Below are 14,321 nucleotides of genomic sequence, written 5' to 3'. Positions count from 1 at the left end.
CTGCAATTAAAAGAAAACTGTTTATAAGTACACTTATTATCAATATTATGATGGTTAGAATCTGAATAAATGTTAAGTTGGAAGATGATTTTACCTTCGATTTATCAAGTTTTATATATCCAATCACCAATAATATTATACTAACCATTGCCAAAATATAAGGTATCGAAAAAGAAATGAAAATGCTTTTAGTTATACCGAGTAAGTCTTGCACACCTATTGATAAAGACAACGATAATAACGAATAGATTAATGATAAAACAAATAGGTCAGTCTTTAATTCTGATTTCAATCGTTTTCACTCCCGTTAGATGACCTAGTAGGTGTCCCCCTTTATATAAGCGAAAAAAGGGAAATTTTTAACTACCACACGAACGTCTCTTTTTGATTCAATAAGCCTTTTCATTATAAATCTTCCATGATTAAAAACTATATTTTTAATATTATTTCAAAAAAGGGACAAACAAGCTTTTTATCTGGCCATTTTAGTACTGAACATTAGTACAAAATAAATTAGCTTCTTATTAGATTAGAATCCTATTTAAAAACCGAGTGCTGGACAACCGTCTTTCTCTACTTCTTCTGATCCAAAGATCTGATAATCAAAGTACTTTTCTGCTTTTCCTTCAGCTTGCGTACTTCCATTGGGACCAAACCTTATGTTCTCTTTCGGTACTTCTTCAATGATGGTTCCATTTTCATCAACATAATAGTCATATAATTGATATGATCCAGAATGTTTTTCATTTACCCAGCCAAAATCATATGATGAAGAAGTATTGACAATTCCACCCTTAGGAACTTTATAAATGATTCCATCGTCTGAGCAAAGAGCGGGTATGGTAAAAAGAGATTCCAGTTGGGGAGGCAGGCCATTCATTGCAATCATCCTTTTATTTTGCACAGGAATAGTTGTTGCATGTATGAATGAACAAGAAGGGATTAATCAAACCTATTTTTTACCAAATGGTTTCGAAGGGTGTGTCGTCATTAACTACAATGTGAAAGGTGCACCACCATTAAAAATAGAAAACTTATCGTACTTTCGCAACATCAAACATAATTCTCGAATAAATTTACCGTATTAAGGGTAGAATACCTCTATAAATAGTAATAAAGGTGATGAGTATGCCGAACAAGCTGAAACAGGAAGATATAAAAATTTTAAAAGAGTTAATCAAAGATGTAGACATCGCTATGTTAACTACTGTAACAGAAGAAGGCCTTGTTTCCCGTCCAATGAAAACACAAGAGATTGAGTTTGATGGTGACTTATGGTTTTTCACGAAAAAAGAGACAAATAAATATGAAGAAATTTCGCATGACCAAGATGTGAATGTGGTTTATGTAGGGGAATCCTATGTTTCCGTCAGAGGAAAAGCAGAAATCATTGAGGATGTAAGTATAAAAAAGAAATTATGGAGCAAAGCATATGAAAAAATGATGCAAACTTCTTATGATGATCCGAATGTTGTCTTAATAAAAGTAAAAGCAGAAGCGGCCGAATATTGGGAAACTGGCAATTTGACAAAGCAAATCGCCTTTCTTTATAAACGGATGACAGGGCAAAATGCGAAAACGACAGATGTGAATGAAACGATTGAATTAAAAGAATGAATGGATTGTTTAAAATATGCAATCCACTTTTTGGTTTTTATTAGTGGTAGATTTTCAGCTAAATTGGTTGAATTTAATGAAGGGCTTATTCATTTTGTTAAAAACAAATTCTGCCGAGGGACTGTCTTTCAAGGAAATCATTTTTTTCAAAGATTAATCTTAATTTTGTTCTCGTCTTTCTTTAACAGCTATAAATTTAATTTTTTTCAAAATAAAAAGAGCCTAATATTCTAGCTCCCTTTACGATAAAGCTTTCGTTATTTTCCCCTTGTGATTGAACGTTTATCCAATCTATTGCAAATCAGAAGCCATATAAAAAAGAGTAGAAATAACTGTCACATACGTATATCAAATATTCATCCTAATAAAAAACCTTCTATTGATACAAACAACGAAAATAGAAAAACCGCAATTAGCCACCAACCCATTAATTTTCGCTCATTTCGAAATTCCTCGATTCCCATAACCAACATCATTAAACCTAAGAAGAAAATCATTAGATCCCCATACTTAAAATCCTTCATAATAAGTCCGTAAGAAGCAAGTAAGAACGTTATTGCTGCTAGTATATAACGAAATGTTTTTAACAAAAAAGCCACCTCTTCTCTACATTGAAAATTTGTATGTCTAGGTTGTACCGTTTTTCAATGTCATTTTCCTCAGCAATCACTTCATGTTAACTAATGGAAAGTGCTGCCACCCTAATCGTTTAACTATCTCTTATTTACTAATACTCATTTTAGCATTTTGTTCCTTCTTTATCGCTCCGTTTTAAATCGAAAAAGCCAATCGTTCCGCAGATGAATACCCCTAATAATAATAGCATTGTCATAAACCAATTTTCTCCCCAACTTACTAGTACACTGTATAAACATCCAATTGCAACCGCTAATCCCGCATATTTTTCCCGCCACTTTTTAAGTTTAGAAGTCTTTTGTGTACTCAAGCTTTGCCGCTCTCCTTCTCTTAACCATTACAAAATAATGTAGATGAGTTCTATGAAGTAACCTTTACAAATGATGGGGCTGTCCAGAAAGTCGTAATTTTGATTTCCGGATGCCCCTTTTTATGTTTCAAAACCTTGATATATCGATATTCTTGATAATAATTTTTAGGATATCCACTTTTAGGACAACCTCATTTCTTAACTTTCTTAATTTTAGCAGTCAATGAAACTAATTCGAGTTCATATAGTAAACTAAGTTATCTGTCCATTCCCTATACTCATAAATAAAGCCTTCCCATTTACATTCAAACTTCATCCCAATACTTTTTCTAACTGAATCGAGGCGATATTACCTAAATTGATATGGGCTTCTATGTGATGAAACCTAAACAATTAAACGCAATGTTTAAAGTTTCTCTTACCGCTTCTTTTCCATATCCTCTTCGCCAATACTGGTTATGAAATGTATAGCCTAACCTTCCCTATTGGAAATTATCTCGTATTAATGTTGATACATCCACCATTCCCACATGTTTTCCGTCCTCTTTTCTGAAGACACCAAATATATAAGCGATATCGTTCATTGCAAGTTATTGATGCTTATTGATTAAATTCATGAACCATTAAAAATCACATTCACTCATATCCACCTTCCCTTGATTATGTCGATTTTGGGATGGATATCGGTTATTAAATTCGTTAAACCAATTTTCATAATCTTGTTTTGTTAATGGTCTAATAACTAACCTTTCTGTTTGTGTGACAATATTAAACGTTTCTTTTTGTAATTTCAATGTGACATCTCCTTTGGTTTCCTCGTTTTTCAAAAACAAATGTAGCGACAATAAATTTTTTTACCATAAGATATCACACCTTCCACTTATATTTCATTCATTATAAAATAAAATCAATTATGACACCACATCATTTTTAAACTTTAATATATTTTTACCATTTAAAAAAGTAAGACTATTACACAATACAGATGTTATAATATGATAAAGGTTTTTGACTATACATAATCCAGATGATGATGCTCTTAATAAAATTCACATTAGCTAACCGATGGATTGAAAAAGAACAGGGGGGATTTTATGACTAGTGCAAATTTAAAAGGAATGCTCGGTTCGGGAATTGTAATAACTGTTATTGGATTTATCTTGTTATTTTTCAGCACAACGTTTGGAAGTATTCAAGCAGATAATTGGTTAGTCCAACAAGGCGGGGCAGACACATCCATCTATTTAGTCATGATAAAAAGCTATATAAATACCTTTCTTGTTAGTGGAAGTATTCTTTTCGGGATTGGTCTTATTATTACATTTTTTTCCTTATATAAGCTACTTAATTTTGATGGGGAATAGTCGTTTGACTTTGACTTGTGTTAATTTCTAATATCGTTAAGGAGAGAATATATAGATGATCATTAGAGAAGTTATGACTTCAGACGCGGAAAAATTATTGTACTTAATTCAAAAAGTAGAAGCGAGTTCGAAATATATGCTTTTAGAACCAGGAGAAAGAAACGTAACACGAGAACAGCAGCTGAAAATGGTTGAAAATATAGTTAAAAGTGACAACTCAACAATACTAGTTGCGGAGAATAATCAGGAGCTAATCGGATACATCATGACCATTGGGGGTCATGCAAAAAGAAATAAACACGTTGCCTACATAGTTATCGGAATATTAGACAAGTATCGAGGGAATGGTGTAGGAACAAAGCTATTTGAGGCAATTATAAATTGGGCTGCAAATCATGGGATTCGACGGTTAGAATTAACAGTGGCTACCGAGAACGAAGCAGGTGTTGCACTTTATAAAAAAATGGGATTTGAAATTGAAGGTGTAAAAAGAAATTCCCTATTCATTGATGGCCGGTTTGTTGATGAGTACTATATGTCGAGGTTAATTAATTAGGGGGAGTTATTTTTTGTGAGGAAATTTCCTGAATTGGTTTATTAAGTTATTGCATAAGCCTAGAAGCCTAGAATTCCCGCTCATATGGGCATATAGACCGTTCGTATGAGTCAATAATTGCATGGATTTCGATAAAATGGGCGTATAGAACCTCCCTATGAACCCATTATTCCACGATTTTCGATAAAACGGGCATATAGAACCTTTCTATGAAACCATTTTTGCTCGAGTTTCGTTAAAATGGGCGTATAGAACCTCCCTATGAACCCATTTTTGCTCGAGTTTCGTTAAAACGGGATTATAGAACCTTCCTATGAACCCATTATTCCACGATTTTCGATAAAACGGGATTATAGAGCCTCCCTATGAACCCATTATTCCACGATTTTCGATAAAACGGGCGTATAGAACCTCCTTATGAACCCATTATTCCACGATTTTCGATAAAATGGGATTATAGAGCCTTTCTATGAAACCATTATTCCACGATTTTCGATAAAACGGGATTATAGAGCCTTTCTATGAAACCATTATTCCACAATTTTCGATAAAACAGGATTATAGATCCTTCCTATGAACCCATTATTCCACGATTTTCGATAAAACGGGATTATAGCCCCCCTATGAACCCAAAATTACGCGGTTTTCGTTAAAACGAGGTATAGAACTCCCCTATGATTCCAAAATCCCAAAACTTTTGATAAAACCGACTCATCGATTAATCTCCCCCCTACTTTGGATAGAGGGGGGGGCTTCGACATTTGCTAAATTAGCATTAAACACTGTTCATTATAAAATAATAGAAAATATTAAGAAAAGATGAAGGACTTTTTTAAAATAAGACGAATATATATCTATTAGCAGATGGAGTAGTCCATTCGTTTGATAAAGCCGTGGTATACAGAAAATGAATGAGGCCTCAGTCATTTGCTAGATTATTATATTAATGGAGGAGGTTATAATGAAAGAAATCATCACATCTATTAGAGACAAGAAAGGAACACGTATTGCCCTTATCGCTGTTTTATTAATACCTCTAATTTATGCAGCCATAATCCTTACATCTTCCTGGGGGCCATACGACAACCTTTCGAATCTGCCTGTTGCTGTAGTTAATGAGGACAAGGGAGCCATGTCCGGTGAAAATCCGGTAAATGCTGGCGAAGATTTAGTTAAAGAATTAAAGAGTAGTAAGTCACTAGGCTTTGAGTTCGTTAGTAAAGAAGAAGCAGAAAAGGGATTAAAAAACTCTACGTATTATATGGTAATCGAAATACCGGAGGACTTTTCACATAATATTACGACGGTATTAGATGATAATCCAAAAGTACCAGAACTTAAATATACAAAAAATGAAGGCTTACACTTCATGGCTTCCCAAGTAACGAACTCTGCACTAAATCAAATTAAAGATCAATTATCTGTAAAAATCACTGAAATGTATGCGCAAAATATCTTTACTCAGCTTGAGACAATTGCTGAAGGTTTTAAAGACGGGGCGGATGGATCTGGAAAAATTAATGAAGGTGCTGGTCAATTAAAAGAGGGGACTGAAACAATCATTAGCTCTCTTGAAGAAAAAGCTCCAGATATTGACCGACTTGCAAATGGTGCATCCCAATTAAAAGATGGCACTGGTACATTATTACAAAGTGTACAAAACGGGACAGGGAATATTCACAAACTAGCAGATGGTGCTGGACAAGTAAACGACGGTGCCAATAAATTAAATACTGGAGCAAAAACATTAACAGCAGGTGTTGCTCAAGTTGATGATGGCGCACATAAATTAAACAACGGAATGAAAACATTAAATGCTGGCATTCAATCCGTTGGCGCTGGTACACCAAAATTAAGTAATGGAATGAAGTCTTTAGATGATGGAATTAAGTCCGTCGGTGCGGGTGCGACTAAACTTAACAACGGGATGAAGGATTTAGATGCTGGGATTCAAACGGTCGGTGCAGGTGCTCCGAAATTAAACGATGGAATGAAAGAATTACATGCTGGCATTCAATCCGTTGGTGAGGGTGCCCCGAAACTAAACGACGGAATGAAGGATTTAGACGCTGGCATTCAGTCCGTTGGTGAGGGTGCTCCGAAACTAAACGAAGGAATGAAATCACTAGATGCAGGAATTCAATCAATTGGCAAGAATACACCTGCTTTAAGCAATGGAATGAAGAGTTTAGACGAAGGGATTAGAGCCGTTGAATCGGGAGCGAAGGAATTAAATGGTGGGGCTTCTGATTTGTCTAAAGGAGCTTCAGATTTAACAAACGGTACGAAACAAGTCCAAGATGGCCTAAATAAAGCAAAAGAAGGTAGCACTTCGTTAAGTAAAGGGCTAGACCAACTTGTTCCTGGAAGTAAACAAGTTGCAACTGGTGCTAGTAACGCCGCTGACGCTATTAATCAATTATCAGGTGGCGCACGTCAAGTATCTGATGGTATTAAAAAGTTAGCAAATCATCCGACAATTGGGCCAATGTTAAAAGCTGATCCAGAATTCCAAGCACTTCTCAAAGGTAGTGAAGATGTTGCAAATGGAATGAGCGCTCTAAATAGTAAGGCTCCAGAATTAAAAGCTGGTGCAGAACAAGTTGCTGGAGGCTTACAACAAGTTGCGCCTGGAGCAAAAGATTTGGATAAAGGATTAGGGGAGTTAGTAGCAGGACAAAAAGACGTCGTTACAGGTAGTGAAAAACTTCTAGCCGGTGTGAAAAAATTGTCTGGCGGATTAAGCACACTTGTTGAGAAAACACCAGAACTAGTAAATGGGTCAGGTCAAATTACTGCTGGACTAGATACATTGGCAAAAAATACGCCAGCTCTCGTTGAAGGTTCGAATCAGCTTGCTGTAGGCTTAGATACTCTTGCATCCAATGCACCTGCTCTTATGAATGGGTCCAAACAAATCAGCGCTGGACTTCAAAATCTAGCACAAAATGCACCTGCTCTTGTAAATGGTTCGAAACAACTTTCTGTAGGCTTAGATACTCTTGCATCCAATGCACCTGCTCTTATGAATGGATCGAAACAAATCCGTGCAGGACTGAACACTTTAGCAACAAATACACCAGCTTTATTAAACGGTTCAAAACAACTTTCTGTAGGCTTAGATACTCTTGCATCCAATGCGCCAGCTCTATTAGATGGTTCGAATCAAATTGCAAATGGATTAAACCATTTAGCATCAAACACACCAGCTTTATTAAATGGAGCACAACAGATTTCAACTGGTCTTGGTACTTTATCTAACGGTACAAACCAACTTGCTGCAGGAACTTTAACATTAAAAGATTCTTGGCAAACATTATCATCTGGTGTAAGCCAAATCGATAATGGTATGTCACAAGTTAGCAATGGAACGCAAACCGTTAAAACTGGTTGGGGAACGTTAACAGATGGTGTTTCTCAAGTTGATGAAGGAATTGAAGCCATTAAAGACGGAAGTAGTGAACTAACAACTGGTCTATCCGATGGTGCAGAACAAGTTAGCAGTGTGAAAGCTGATGATGAGAATATTCGACAATTTGCAGAACCTGTCGTACTAGCTGGATCAACTGTCAATGAATTTCCAATGTATCGTTATGCGAATGCACCATACGTCTTATCTTTAGGACTATTTGTTGGTGTACTAGCCCTATCACTACTATTTAATTTCCGTAAGCCAGAGGACTCTGAAGAATCCACTGTTTCATGGTACGGAAAGCAATTTTCGAGAATGGCCGGTTACGCGAGCATTCAGGCAGTATTAATGACTGGATTTGCTTTATTCTTCTTAAAAATTGGTGTAGTCAACAGTTTATTATTATTGCTGTTTTCAATTTTTGCAAGTATAACTTTCTTAGCAATCGTATTCTTCTTCGTGTTAGCTCTCGGTGGTATTTTTGGTCGTTTCGCAGCGGTAGCTTTTGTCGTTCTTCAACTTTCAACGACTGGCTCCAGTCTTCCTGTCGATATGTTACCATCAGGCTTACGTGCGCTAAGTAACTTCTTACCAATGAGACATTCGATTGATAGCTTTAGAGGATTAATTTCACTAGATGATGTAGGTACTGCTTGGATGAGTATCATTGCCCTTCTATTCTTCTTTGTCGTATCAGCTGCATTCATTGCGGTCGTTATCTTCATACAAACAAAGAAGGATACTACAGATACAACCATTTCCGAGCCATAAATAAAAAGCTGTCCACCTGGTTATAAAACCAGTGGACAGTTTTTTATTTATAGTTAACTAGTGCATATTACTCAAATGATTTGTCCAAAGTAACTCATCCTTCAATTATATAAAATGTTACTTAGGGATTTTAAGCAAATTTCTAGAAAAAGGAGAGAAGGAACACTATCATATATTTTAGGGGGCGCCCTGAATAAGTTTAAGATTTACTATTAAATATGGATGGAACAGAACCAAATGGAGAAACTATCCATTGTAGAAAAAATGTTATCGAGGTGATTATGATGAGTAAAAAAATTGCTGTTGTTTTAACCGATGAATTTGAGGATTCGGAATTTACTTCTCCCGCTCAAGCATTTAAAGAAGCTGGTCACGAATTAACTGTGATCGAGAAAGAAAAAGGAAAATCAGTTGTTGGTAAACACGGAGAACATGTTTCTGTTGACGCTTCAATTGATGATGTCAAACCAGAAGAATTTGACGCACTCCTAATCCCTGGTGGATTTTCTCCAGATATACTACGTGCAGATGACCGTTTCGTACAATTTGCTAAAGCATTTATGGATGCAAAAAAGCCTGTGTTTGCCATTTGCCATGGTCCGCAATTATTAATTACAGCAAAATCTTTAGAAGGTCGAAAAGTAACTGGTTATAAATCCATTCAAGTTGACTTAGAATATGCAAAAGCTAATTTTGTTGATGAAGAAGTTGTCGTTTGTTGCAAGCAACTTGTGACAAGTCGTACACCAGATGACTTACCAGCATTTAATCGGGAAGCTTTGGCGATTTTAGCAGAGTAAAGAGATATATCCGTTTTCCATTTTAGCCTATAGAATCCTTTAAATAGTGAATCTCCCGCCTTCTTCAATTTCTCATGATCAAAACGAGATTTTAAGGCGGGAGTCCTATATAATCCAATCATTCTTTGTGCCTACTATTAAAGGAATTTGTTCCTCATATCAAAAAATACCTACAATTCCTACATAATCATTCCGTTTCTCTAGCTTTCTGTGTATCTCTTACATTCTTTTGGACTGTGATGGCAGCAAATAAACTTAAAATAAATGCCATCCCATAGAAACCTTTTTCACTTAAACTGATACTTCCTGCATTATATAATCCAATAGCCATTAGCGAAATGGCGATAATCATCGCAAACCAGCTAATGCCAAAGTAAATGCTTGTAACAGGTATCCCTTCTTCCTTATCTCTTACCGCCTTTTGCAAAGATACCGCTGCATATAAACCAAACAATAAAATAGCTAAGTAATATCCTTTCTCATTCAGTTGCATATTTGCATTATACAAACCGATTAAATATGCTGTAATCCCTAACAATAGTGCTCCCCATGATGCACCTTTAAATGCTGAAGTAGGTTCTCCTTCTCTTCTTTCGTATTTATTGCTCGGTTTTGTATCTTGTTCAAATAGATACTCTTTATCTTCTGACATTCCTTTCCCCCCGTATAAAAAATCATAAAAAGAGCACCCAGTATTTACATAGCAAAAGTATTGTATTTTTCACATCTAAATAAAAGATTTTCACATCTTATACTTAAGTACCCAGTATTAAGATATTATACGGCCAATTAAATAATTCCTGAAGTTAAGGAGACTTCTTGTCTTATACTAATAAAGAAAACTTGGCGAAAACAGAGCCATCGTTGCACTTATGCGCATAAGAATGTAGAAATTGGAAGTTTTATACTTCCCTATTAGCCTTCCTAAAACAATATAGAGTTGCTTGAATCCATGCTTACCAGCCATCTTTAAATCCATTTCCACTCCCTAACCACTTTACTTAGGTAGATGATCCAAGAAATTTTGATAAGCAAATCCTTTTACGACATCCTCTTTATAATATTTCAACAGTTCGTTCAATAAATTTTGTGTCATAGCGGCATTCTCTAAACCGATTACTTTTTCCTCAATGCCATCAAAGTCGGAACCGAGTCCAATTTGTTCGACCCCACCTAAGGAGCAAAGATGGTCAATATGTTTAATCAAATCCGTGGTGGTAGCCACACCCTCCTCCGATATAAATGGGGGATGATAAACGACATGAATTAAGCCGCCTTTAGTAAACATCGATTTTATCTGTTCGTCCGTCAAATTACGTGGATGATTACACAAAGCTTTGGCATTGGAATGGCTTGCAATTGGGTAATCAGCTATTTCCATCACATCCCAAAAGCCGCGTTCCGATAAATGGGAAACATCAGTCAATACTTGCCGTTCATTATTTAAGTGAACAATTTCTTTACCAAATAAAGTTAGTCCACCCCCTCGAGGTTCACCTACGCCATCTGCAGCTAAGTTAGCATTGTTCCAAGTCAATCCAACTGATAACACACCTAATTCATAAAGGATACGTAACTTACCTAGATCATTACCAATGGCATCGACCCCTTCTAACGTAAGAAAAGCCCCAATCTCCCCCGCTTCCAATTGGTAAAGATCTGTCCATTTTTTCAGATGTTTCATTTCAGGATTCTTTCCGAGTACTTCTTTATAAAAGTAATCTACTTGATTCAATGCTTCACGAAACTTTTCATCTGAATTTATATCCGAATCAATAAAAATCGCAAATGCTTGAATTTTAACTTTACCTGCTTGAAGTCTCATTAAGTTTGTGTCAAGTTCTTCACTATTTCGAAAAGATAATCTCCCTTTTCCTGCCGATAATTTAAAAAGGGCATCACAATGTAAATCGATCACTTGCATACGAACGCCTCCTCATACTTCTGTTTGTTCATCTATTCTGAAAATCCCTCTTCAGTCAAACAAGCAAATGAACATGTTTTAAAATTCTTTCCACAGGTCGATACTAATTAATATGAATTTCGGCTAAAGGAGTACACTATGAACCTACATATTCTCTATCGGTTTTTACGATTACCTTATACAGTACGCCTTATATTAGCTGTATTTTTTATATTACTATTGTTTGGTACCACAATCCATTTAATCGAACCTCACAACTTCCCAACAATTTTTGATGGAGTTTGGTGGGCAATTGTTACAACTTCAACAATCGGGTATGGGGATTTTGTTCCAACCACTATTAAGGGGAAGCTTGTTGGGATGGTATTAATATTCACCGGTGCAGGCCTCGTAGCATCTACATTTATTGCTGTTGCTACAAATACCGTTAAGAAAAAAAGTACAATTGTAAAAGGAACGATGCACGTGCGATGGAAACACCATTTTATTATTGTTGGTTGGAATGAAAGATCAAAAGAAATTATTAATTGTTATAGAGAAGTTCATCCAGACCAAACAATCGTTTTAATTGATGCCACTTTAAAAGAAAGCCCCTTTGCAAAAAAATCCAATATTATGTTCGTAAAAGGGAGTGGCGCTTCTGATAAAACTTTATTGCAAGCAAATATTAAAGAAGCAGATTTAATTTTAGTAACAGCAGATCCAACAAGAACGGAATTCAGTGCAGATATGAATACAATCTTAAATATTGTCGCTATTAAAGGTGTAGCACCAAAAATATATTGTGTTGCCGAAATATTAACTGACGAACAAGTAATTAATGCGAAACGCGCCGGGGCCAATGAAGTCATCCAGTCAAATAAGTTAATCAGTTCAATCATGAATCATTCAATGTCCTCTCACGGAATTGCTGATGCGATTCTTGATATTGTCGATTCTTATCACGGCATAGAACTGAAATTTATTGAGGAGAAAAGCCTGATTGGCCATACATTTGAAGCTGCTATGCAAGTGTATTTAAAAGAACAAAAAATTCTCATCGGGATAAAACGAGGAAATAAAATTAAAGTCGCTCCTAAAAAAGAAGCAATCCTTGAGTCTGGCGATCAATTACTAATTATTTCACATAATTGATAACTTTCTAACTTAAAGTACTAGAATTAGGCACCTTTTTTCTTTAAATATGTTAAATAACAGGAACATTCTTAAATACGATTATTTGGTGGATGAATGGATAATTTTCCTATTCACTAGAACACATGGCACATATGTTAGTGGAGATATTACCATTCGGACCGTTTAAATTGGATGAGCACAGTTAGCTATACAGGAAACTTAAGCGTCCTTTCTTGGAGAGGCTAAACCTTGAGTTCACTGAAAAATCCCTTTTGGATAACGAGACAATACTACCGAAGTCTTCCTTATGCAGTTTTGTGTTAGAAAAAGAAGCCGGAACCATATGAAATGGATTTCGGCTTCTTTCGTGAAAATTATTGTTGTAGTCTTTTTTCTAATTCTGCTTTTTTCTCTTCAAATCCTGGTTTTCCAAGAAGAGCGAACATGTTTACTTTATAGGCTTCTACACCTGGTTGGTCAAATGGATTTACGCCAAGTAAATATCCACTCATTGCACAAGCTTTTTCAAAGAAGTACACTAAGTAGCCGAATGTGTAAGCATCCATTTGTGGAATTGTTACAACTAAGTTTGGTACTCCCCCATCTGTATGTGCCAATATTGTTCCTTCAAAAGCTTTTGTATTAACAAAATCAACTGTTTTACCAGCTATATAATTTAAGCCATCTAAATCATTATCTTCTGCTTCAATTGTAATTTCATGACGTGGCTTGTCCACTTTAATCACTGTTTCAAATAAATCACGACGACCTTCTTGTACATATTGACCTAATGAATGAAGGTCTGTTGAGAAGTTTGCAGAAGAAGGATAAATTCCTTTTTGGTCTTTCCCTTCACTTTCTCCAAATAATTGTTTCCACCATTCAGCAAAGTATTGCAAGCCTGGTTCGTAGTTAATAAGCATTTCGATTGTTTTACCTTTATTATAAAGAATGTTACGAATGGCCGCATATTGGTAAGCTAAGTTTTCTTCTAACTCTGAACTGCTGAAATCTTCACGAGCTTTTGCAGCACCACTCATCATGTCTTCAATATTGACACCACTTACCGCAATTGGTAAAAGTCCGACAGCAGTTAATACAGAGTAACGACCACCAATGTCATCAGGTACAACAAATGTTTCGTAGCCTTCTTCAGTCGATAATGTTTTTAATGCACCACGAGCGCGATCTGTTGTCGCATAAATACGTTTACGTGCCTCAGCAACTCCATATTTTTCTTGTAAAAGTTTACGGAATACACGGAACGCAAGTGCTGGTTCAGTCGTTGTTCCAGATTTTGAAATAACATTGATTGACCAATCTTTTCCGTCTAACAAGTCGATTACATCGGTCATATAAGAAGAACTAATACTATTTCCTACAAAAATAACTTGAGGTGTTTTTCGTTTTTCTTTCGGTAATGCATTATAGAAACTATGGTTTAACATTTCAATTGCTGCACGAGCACCAAGATAAGATCCACCAATTCCAATAACAATTAAAACATCGGAATCATTTTTTATTTTGTCTGCTGCCTTTAAAATACGAGCGAATTCTTCTTTATCGTAATTAACAGGTAAATCAATCCAACCACGGAAGTCACTTCCTGCACCCGTTCCTTCATGTAATACATGATGGGTTACTTTTACTAAATCTTTCATTTGCGCAATTTCATGTTGTTTAAAGAAAAATAATGCTTTTGAATAATCAAATTGGATATGTGTCATCGTTTGTCTAACCTCCACTCTTTCTCTTCAATTATACTCTAGCGGATGATATCCACGTTGGCAAGTATTGGTAAAACGTTATTTATGT

General features: G+C 35.7%; 14 protein-coding genes and 1 pseudogene. 7 read left to right on the top strand and 8 right to left on the bottom strand.

Annotated elements, in window-relative coordinates; all coding sequences use genetic code 11:
* Window positions 1-541: 541 nt before the first annotated feature.
* Window positions 542-889 carry a hypothetical protein gene (locus tag BN2144_RS09560; RefSeq protein WP_139017882.1) on the bottom strand — a complete coding sequence of 116 codons (348 nt, stop codon included), beginning with the start codon at window positions 887-889 and terminating at the stop codon, window positions 542-544.
* 34 nt (window positions 890-923) lie between these two features.
* Here BN2144_RS09560 and BN2144_RS19925 point away from each other — a divergent pair, with 34 nt between their 5' ends.
* Both BN2144_RS19925 and BN2144_RS09555 read left to right on the top strand, forming a co-directional pair.
* Window positions 924-1,088, top strand: coding sequence for a DUF6843 domain-containing protein (locus BN2144_RS19925; RefSeq protein ID WP_154665508.1), 165 nt, complete (start codon window positions 924-926; stop codon window positions 1,086-1,088).
* 40 nt (window positions 1,089-1,128) lie between these two features.
* Entirely contained in the window at window positions 1,129-1,617 is a 489-nt protein-coding gene (locus BN2144_RS09555) for a pyridoxamine 5'-phosphate oxidase family protein (RefSeq protein ID WP_033828049.1), read from the top strand.
* A 356-nt stretch (window positions 1,618-1,973) separates the two neighbouring features.
* Here BN2144_RS09555 and BN2144_RS09550 read toward each other — a convergent pair whose 3' ends face one another.
* The 4 genes and pseudogenes from BN2144_RS09550 to BN2144_RS20750 all read right to left on the bottom strand — a co-directional run bounded on the left by BN2144_RS09550 (window position 1,974) and on the right by BN2144_RS20750 (window position 3,357).
* A complete protein-coding gene (locus BN2144_RS09550) occupies window positions 1,974-2,207 on the bottom strand; it encodes a YczI family protein (protein ID WP_042337835.1) in 234 nt (77 codons plus the stop codon).
* Between the two features lie 149 nt (window positions 2,208-2,356).
* Window positions 2,357-2,563, bottom strand: coding sequence for a hypothetical protein (locus tag BN2144_RS09545; RefSeq protein WP_033828048.1), 207 nt, complete (start codon window positions 2,561-2,563; stop codon window positions 2,357-2,359).
* Window positions 2,564-2,934: 371 nt separating this feature from the next.
* Window positions 2,935-2,997, bottom strand: a pseudogene (locus tag BN2144_RS20755) (hypothetical protein); the annotation flags it as partial.
* A 189-nt stretch (window positions 2,998-3,186) separates the two neighbouring features.
* Window positions 3,187-3,357: a hypothetical protein gene (locus tag BN2144_RS20750; protein ID WP_326564291.1), complete on the bottom strand. Its 171-nt coding sequence runs from the start codon at window positions 3,355-3,357 to the stop codon at window positions 3,187-3,189.
* Between the two features lie 300 nt (window positions 3,358-3,657).
* Here BN2144_RS20750 and BN2144_RS09535 point away from each other — a divergent pair, with 300 nt between their 5' ends.
* The 4 genes from BN2144_RS09535 (at window position 3,658) to BN2144_RS09520 (ending at window position 9,466) form a co-directional block, all read left to right on the top strand.
* On the top strand, window positions 3,658-3,927 hold the full coding sequence (locus BN2144_RS09535; protein WP_033828047.1) for a hypothetical protein: 270 nt from the start codon (window positions 3,658-3,660) through the stop codon (window positions 3,925-3,927).
* 55 nt (window positions 3,928-3,982) lie between these two features.
* Window positions 3,983-4,483 carry a GNAT family N-acetyltransferase gene (locus BN2144_RS09530; protein WP_033828046.1) on the top strand — a complete coding sequence of 167 codons (501 nt, stop codon included), beginning with the start codon at window positions 3,983-3,985 and terminating at the stop codon, window positions 4,481-4,483.
* 961 nt (window positions 4,484-5,444) lie between these two features.
* The gene (locus BN2144_RS09525; RefSeq protein ID WP_033828045.1) at window positions 5,445-8,666 is read left to right on the top strand and encodes a YhgE/Pip family protein; all 3,222 of its coding nucleotides are present in this window, start codon (window positions 5,445-5,447) and stop codon (window positions 8,664-8,666) included.
* 284 nt (window positions 8,667-8,950) lie between these two features.
* Complete coding sequence (locus BN2144_RS09520) at window positions 8,951-9,466, top strand: type 1 glutamine amidotransferase domain-containing protein (protein WP_033828075.1); 516 nt, start codon at window positions 8,951-8,953, stop codon at window positions 9,464-9,466.
* A 187-nt stretch (window positions 9,467-9,653) separates the two neighbouring features.
* Here BN2144_RS09520 and yiaA read toward each other — a convergent pair whose 3' ends face one another.
* The gene (gene yiaA, locus BN2144_RS09515; RefSeq protein WP_033828044.1) at window positions 9,654-10,118 is read right to left on the bottom strand and encodes an inner membrane protein YiaA; all 465 of its coding nucleotides are present in this window, start codon (window positions 10,116-10,118) and stop codon (window positions 9,654-9,656) included.
* Between the two features lie 345 nt (window positions 10,119-10,463).
* Window positions 10,464-11,390 carry a dipeptidase gene (locus tag BN2144_RS09510; protein ID WP_033828043.1) on the bottom strand — a complete coding sequence of 309 codons (927 nt, stop codon included), beginning with the start codon at window positions 11,388-11,390 and terminating at the stop codon, window positions 10,464-10,466.
* A gap of 138 nt (window positions 11,391-11,528) precedes the next feature.
* Here BN2144_RS09510 and BN2144_RS09505 point away from each other — a divergent pair, with 138 nt between their 5' ends.
* Window positions 11,529-12,524 carry a potassium channel family protein gene (locus BN2144_RS09505; protein WP_033828042.1) on the top strand — a complete coding sequence of 332 codons (996 nt, stop codon included), beginning with the start codon at window positions 11,529-11,531 and terminating at the stop codon, window positions 12,522-12,524.
* Between the two features lie 356 nt (window positions 12,525-12,880).
* Here the strand turns inward: BN2144_RS09505 and BN2144_RS09500 are convergent, their stop codons facing one another.
* On the bottom strand, window positions 12,881-14,233 hold the full coding sequence (locus tag BN2144_RS09500) for a glucose-6-phosphate isomerase (protein WP_033828041.1): 1,353 nt from the start codon (window positions 14,231-14,233) through the stop codon (window positions 12,881-12,883).
* Window positions 14,234-14,321: the final 88 nt, after the last annotated feature.

The organism is Bacillus andreraoultii, from assembly GCF_001244735.1.
Classification (GTDB): domain Bacteria; phylum Bacillota; class Bacilli; order Bacillales; family Caldibacillaceae; genus Caldifermentibacillus; species Caldifermentibacillus andreraoultii.
Note: the sequence above shows the minus strand (reverse complement) of the source record. Positions and strands in the feature narration are given on the sequence as shown.

Excerpts from the sequence above, each read along its gene's own strand:
- BN2144_RS09510 (WP_033828043.1), bottom strand. The coding sequence starts at position 11,390 with ATGCAAGTGATCGATTTACATTGTGATGCCCTTTTTAAATTATCGGCA.
- BN2144_RS09500 (WP_033828041.1), bottom strand. The coding sequence starts at position 14,233 with ATGACACATATCCAATTTGATTATTCAAAAGCATTATTTTTCTTTAAA.
- BN2144_RS09555 (WP_033828049.1), top strand. The coding sequence starts at position 1,129 with ATGCCGAACAAGCTGAAACAGGAAGATATAAAAATTTTAAAAGAGTTA.
- BN2144_RS09560 (WP_139017882.1), bottom strand. The coding sequence starts at position 889 with ATGATTGCAATGAATGGCCTGCCTCCCCAACTGGAATCTCTTTTTACC.
- BN2144_RS09505 (WP_033828042.1), top strand. The coding sequence starts at position 11,529 with ATGAACCTACATATTCTCTATCGGTTTTTACGATTACCTTATACAGTA.
- BN2144_RS19925 (WP_154665508.1), top strand. The coding sequence starts at position 924 with ATGAATGAACAAGAAGGGATTAATCAAACCTATTTTTTACCAAATGGT.
- BN2144_RS09520 (WP_033828075.1), top strand. The coding sequence starts at position 8,951 with ATGAGTAAAAAAATTGCTGTTGTTTTAACCGATGAATTTGAGGATTCG.
- BN2144_RS09525 (WP_033828045.1), top strand. The coding sequence starts at position 5,445 with ATGAAAGAAATCATCACATCTATTAGAGACAAGAAAGGAACACGTATT.
- yiaA (WP_033828044.1), bottom strand. The coding sequence starts at position 10,118 with ATGTCAGAAGATAAAGAGTATCTATTTGAACAAGATACAAAACCGAGC.
- BN2144_RS09530 (WP_033828046.1), top strand. The coding sequence starts at position 3,983 with ATGATCATTAGAGAAGTTATGACTTCAGACGCGGAAAAATTATTGTAC.
- BN2144_RS09535 (WP_033828047.1), top strand. The coding sequence starts at position 3,658 with ATGACTAGTGCAAATTTAAAAGGAATGCTCGGTTCGGGAATTGTAATA.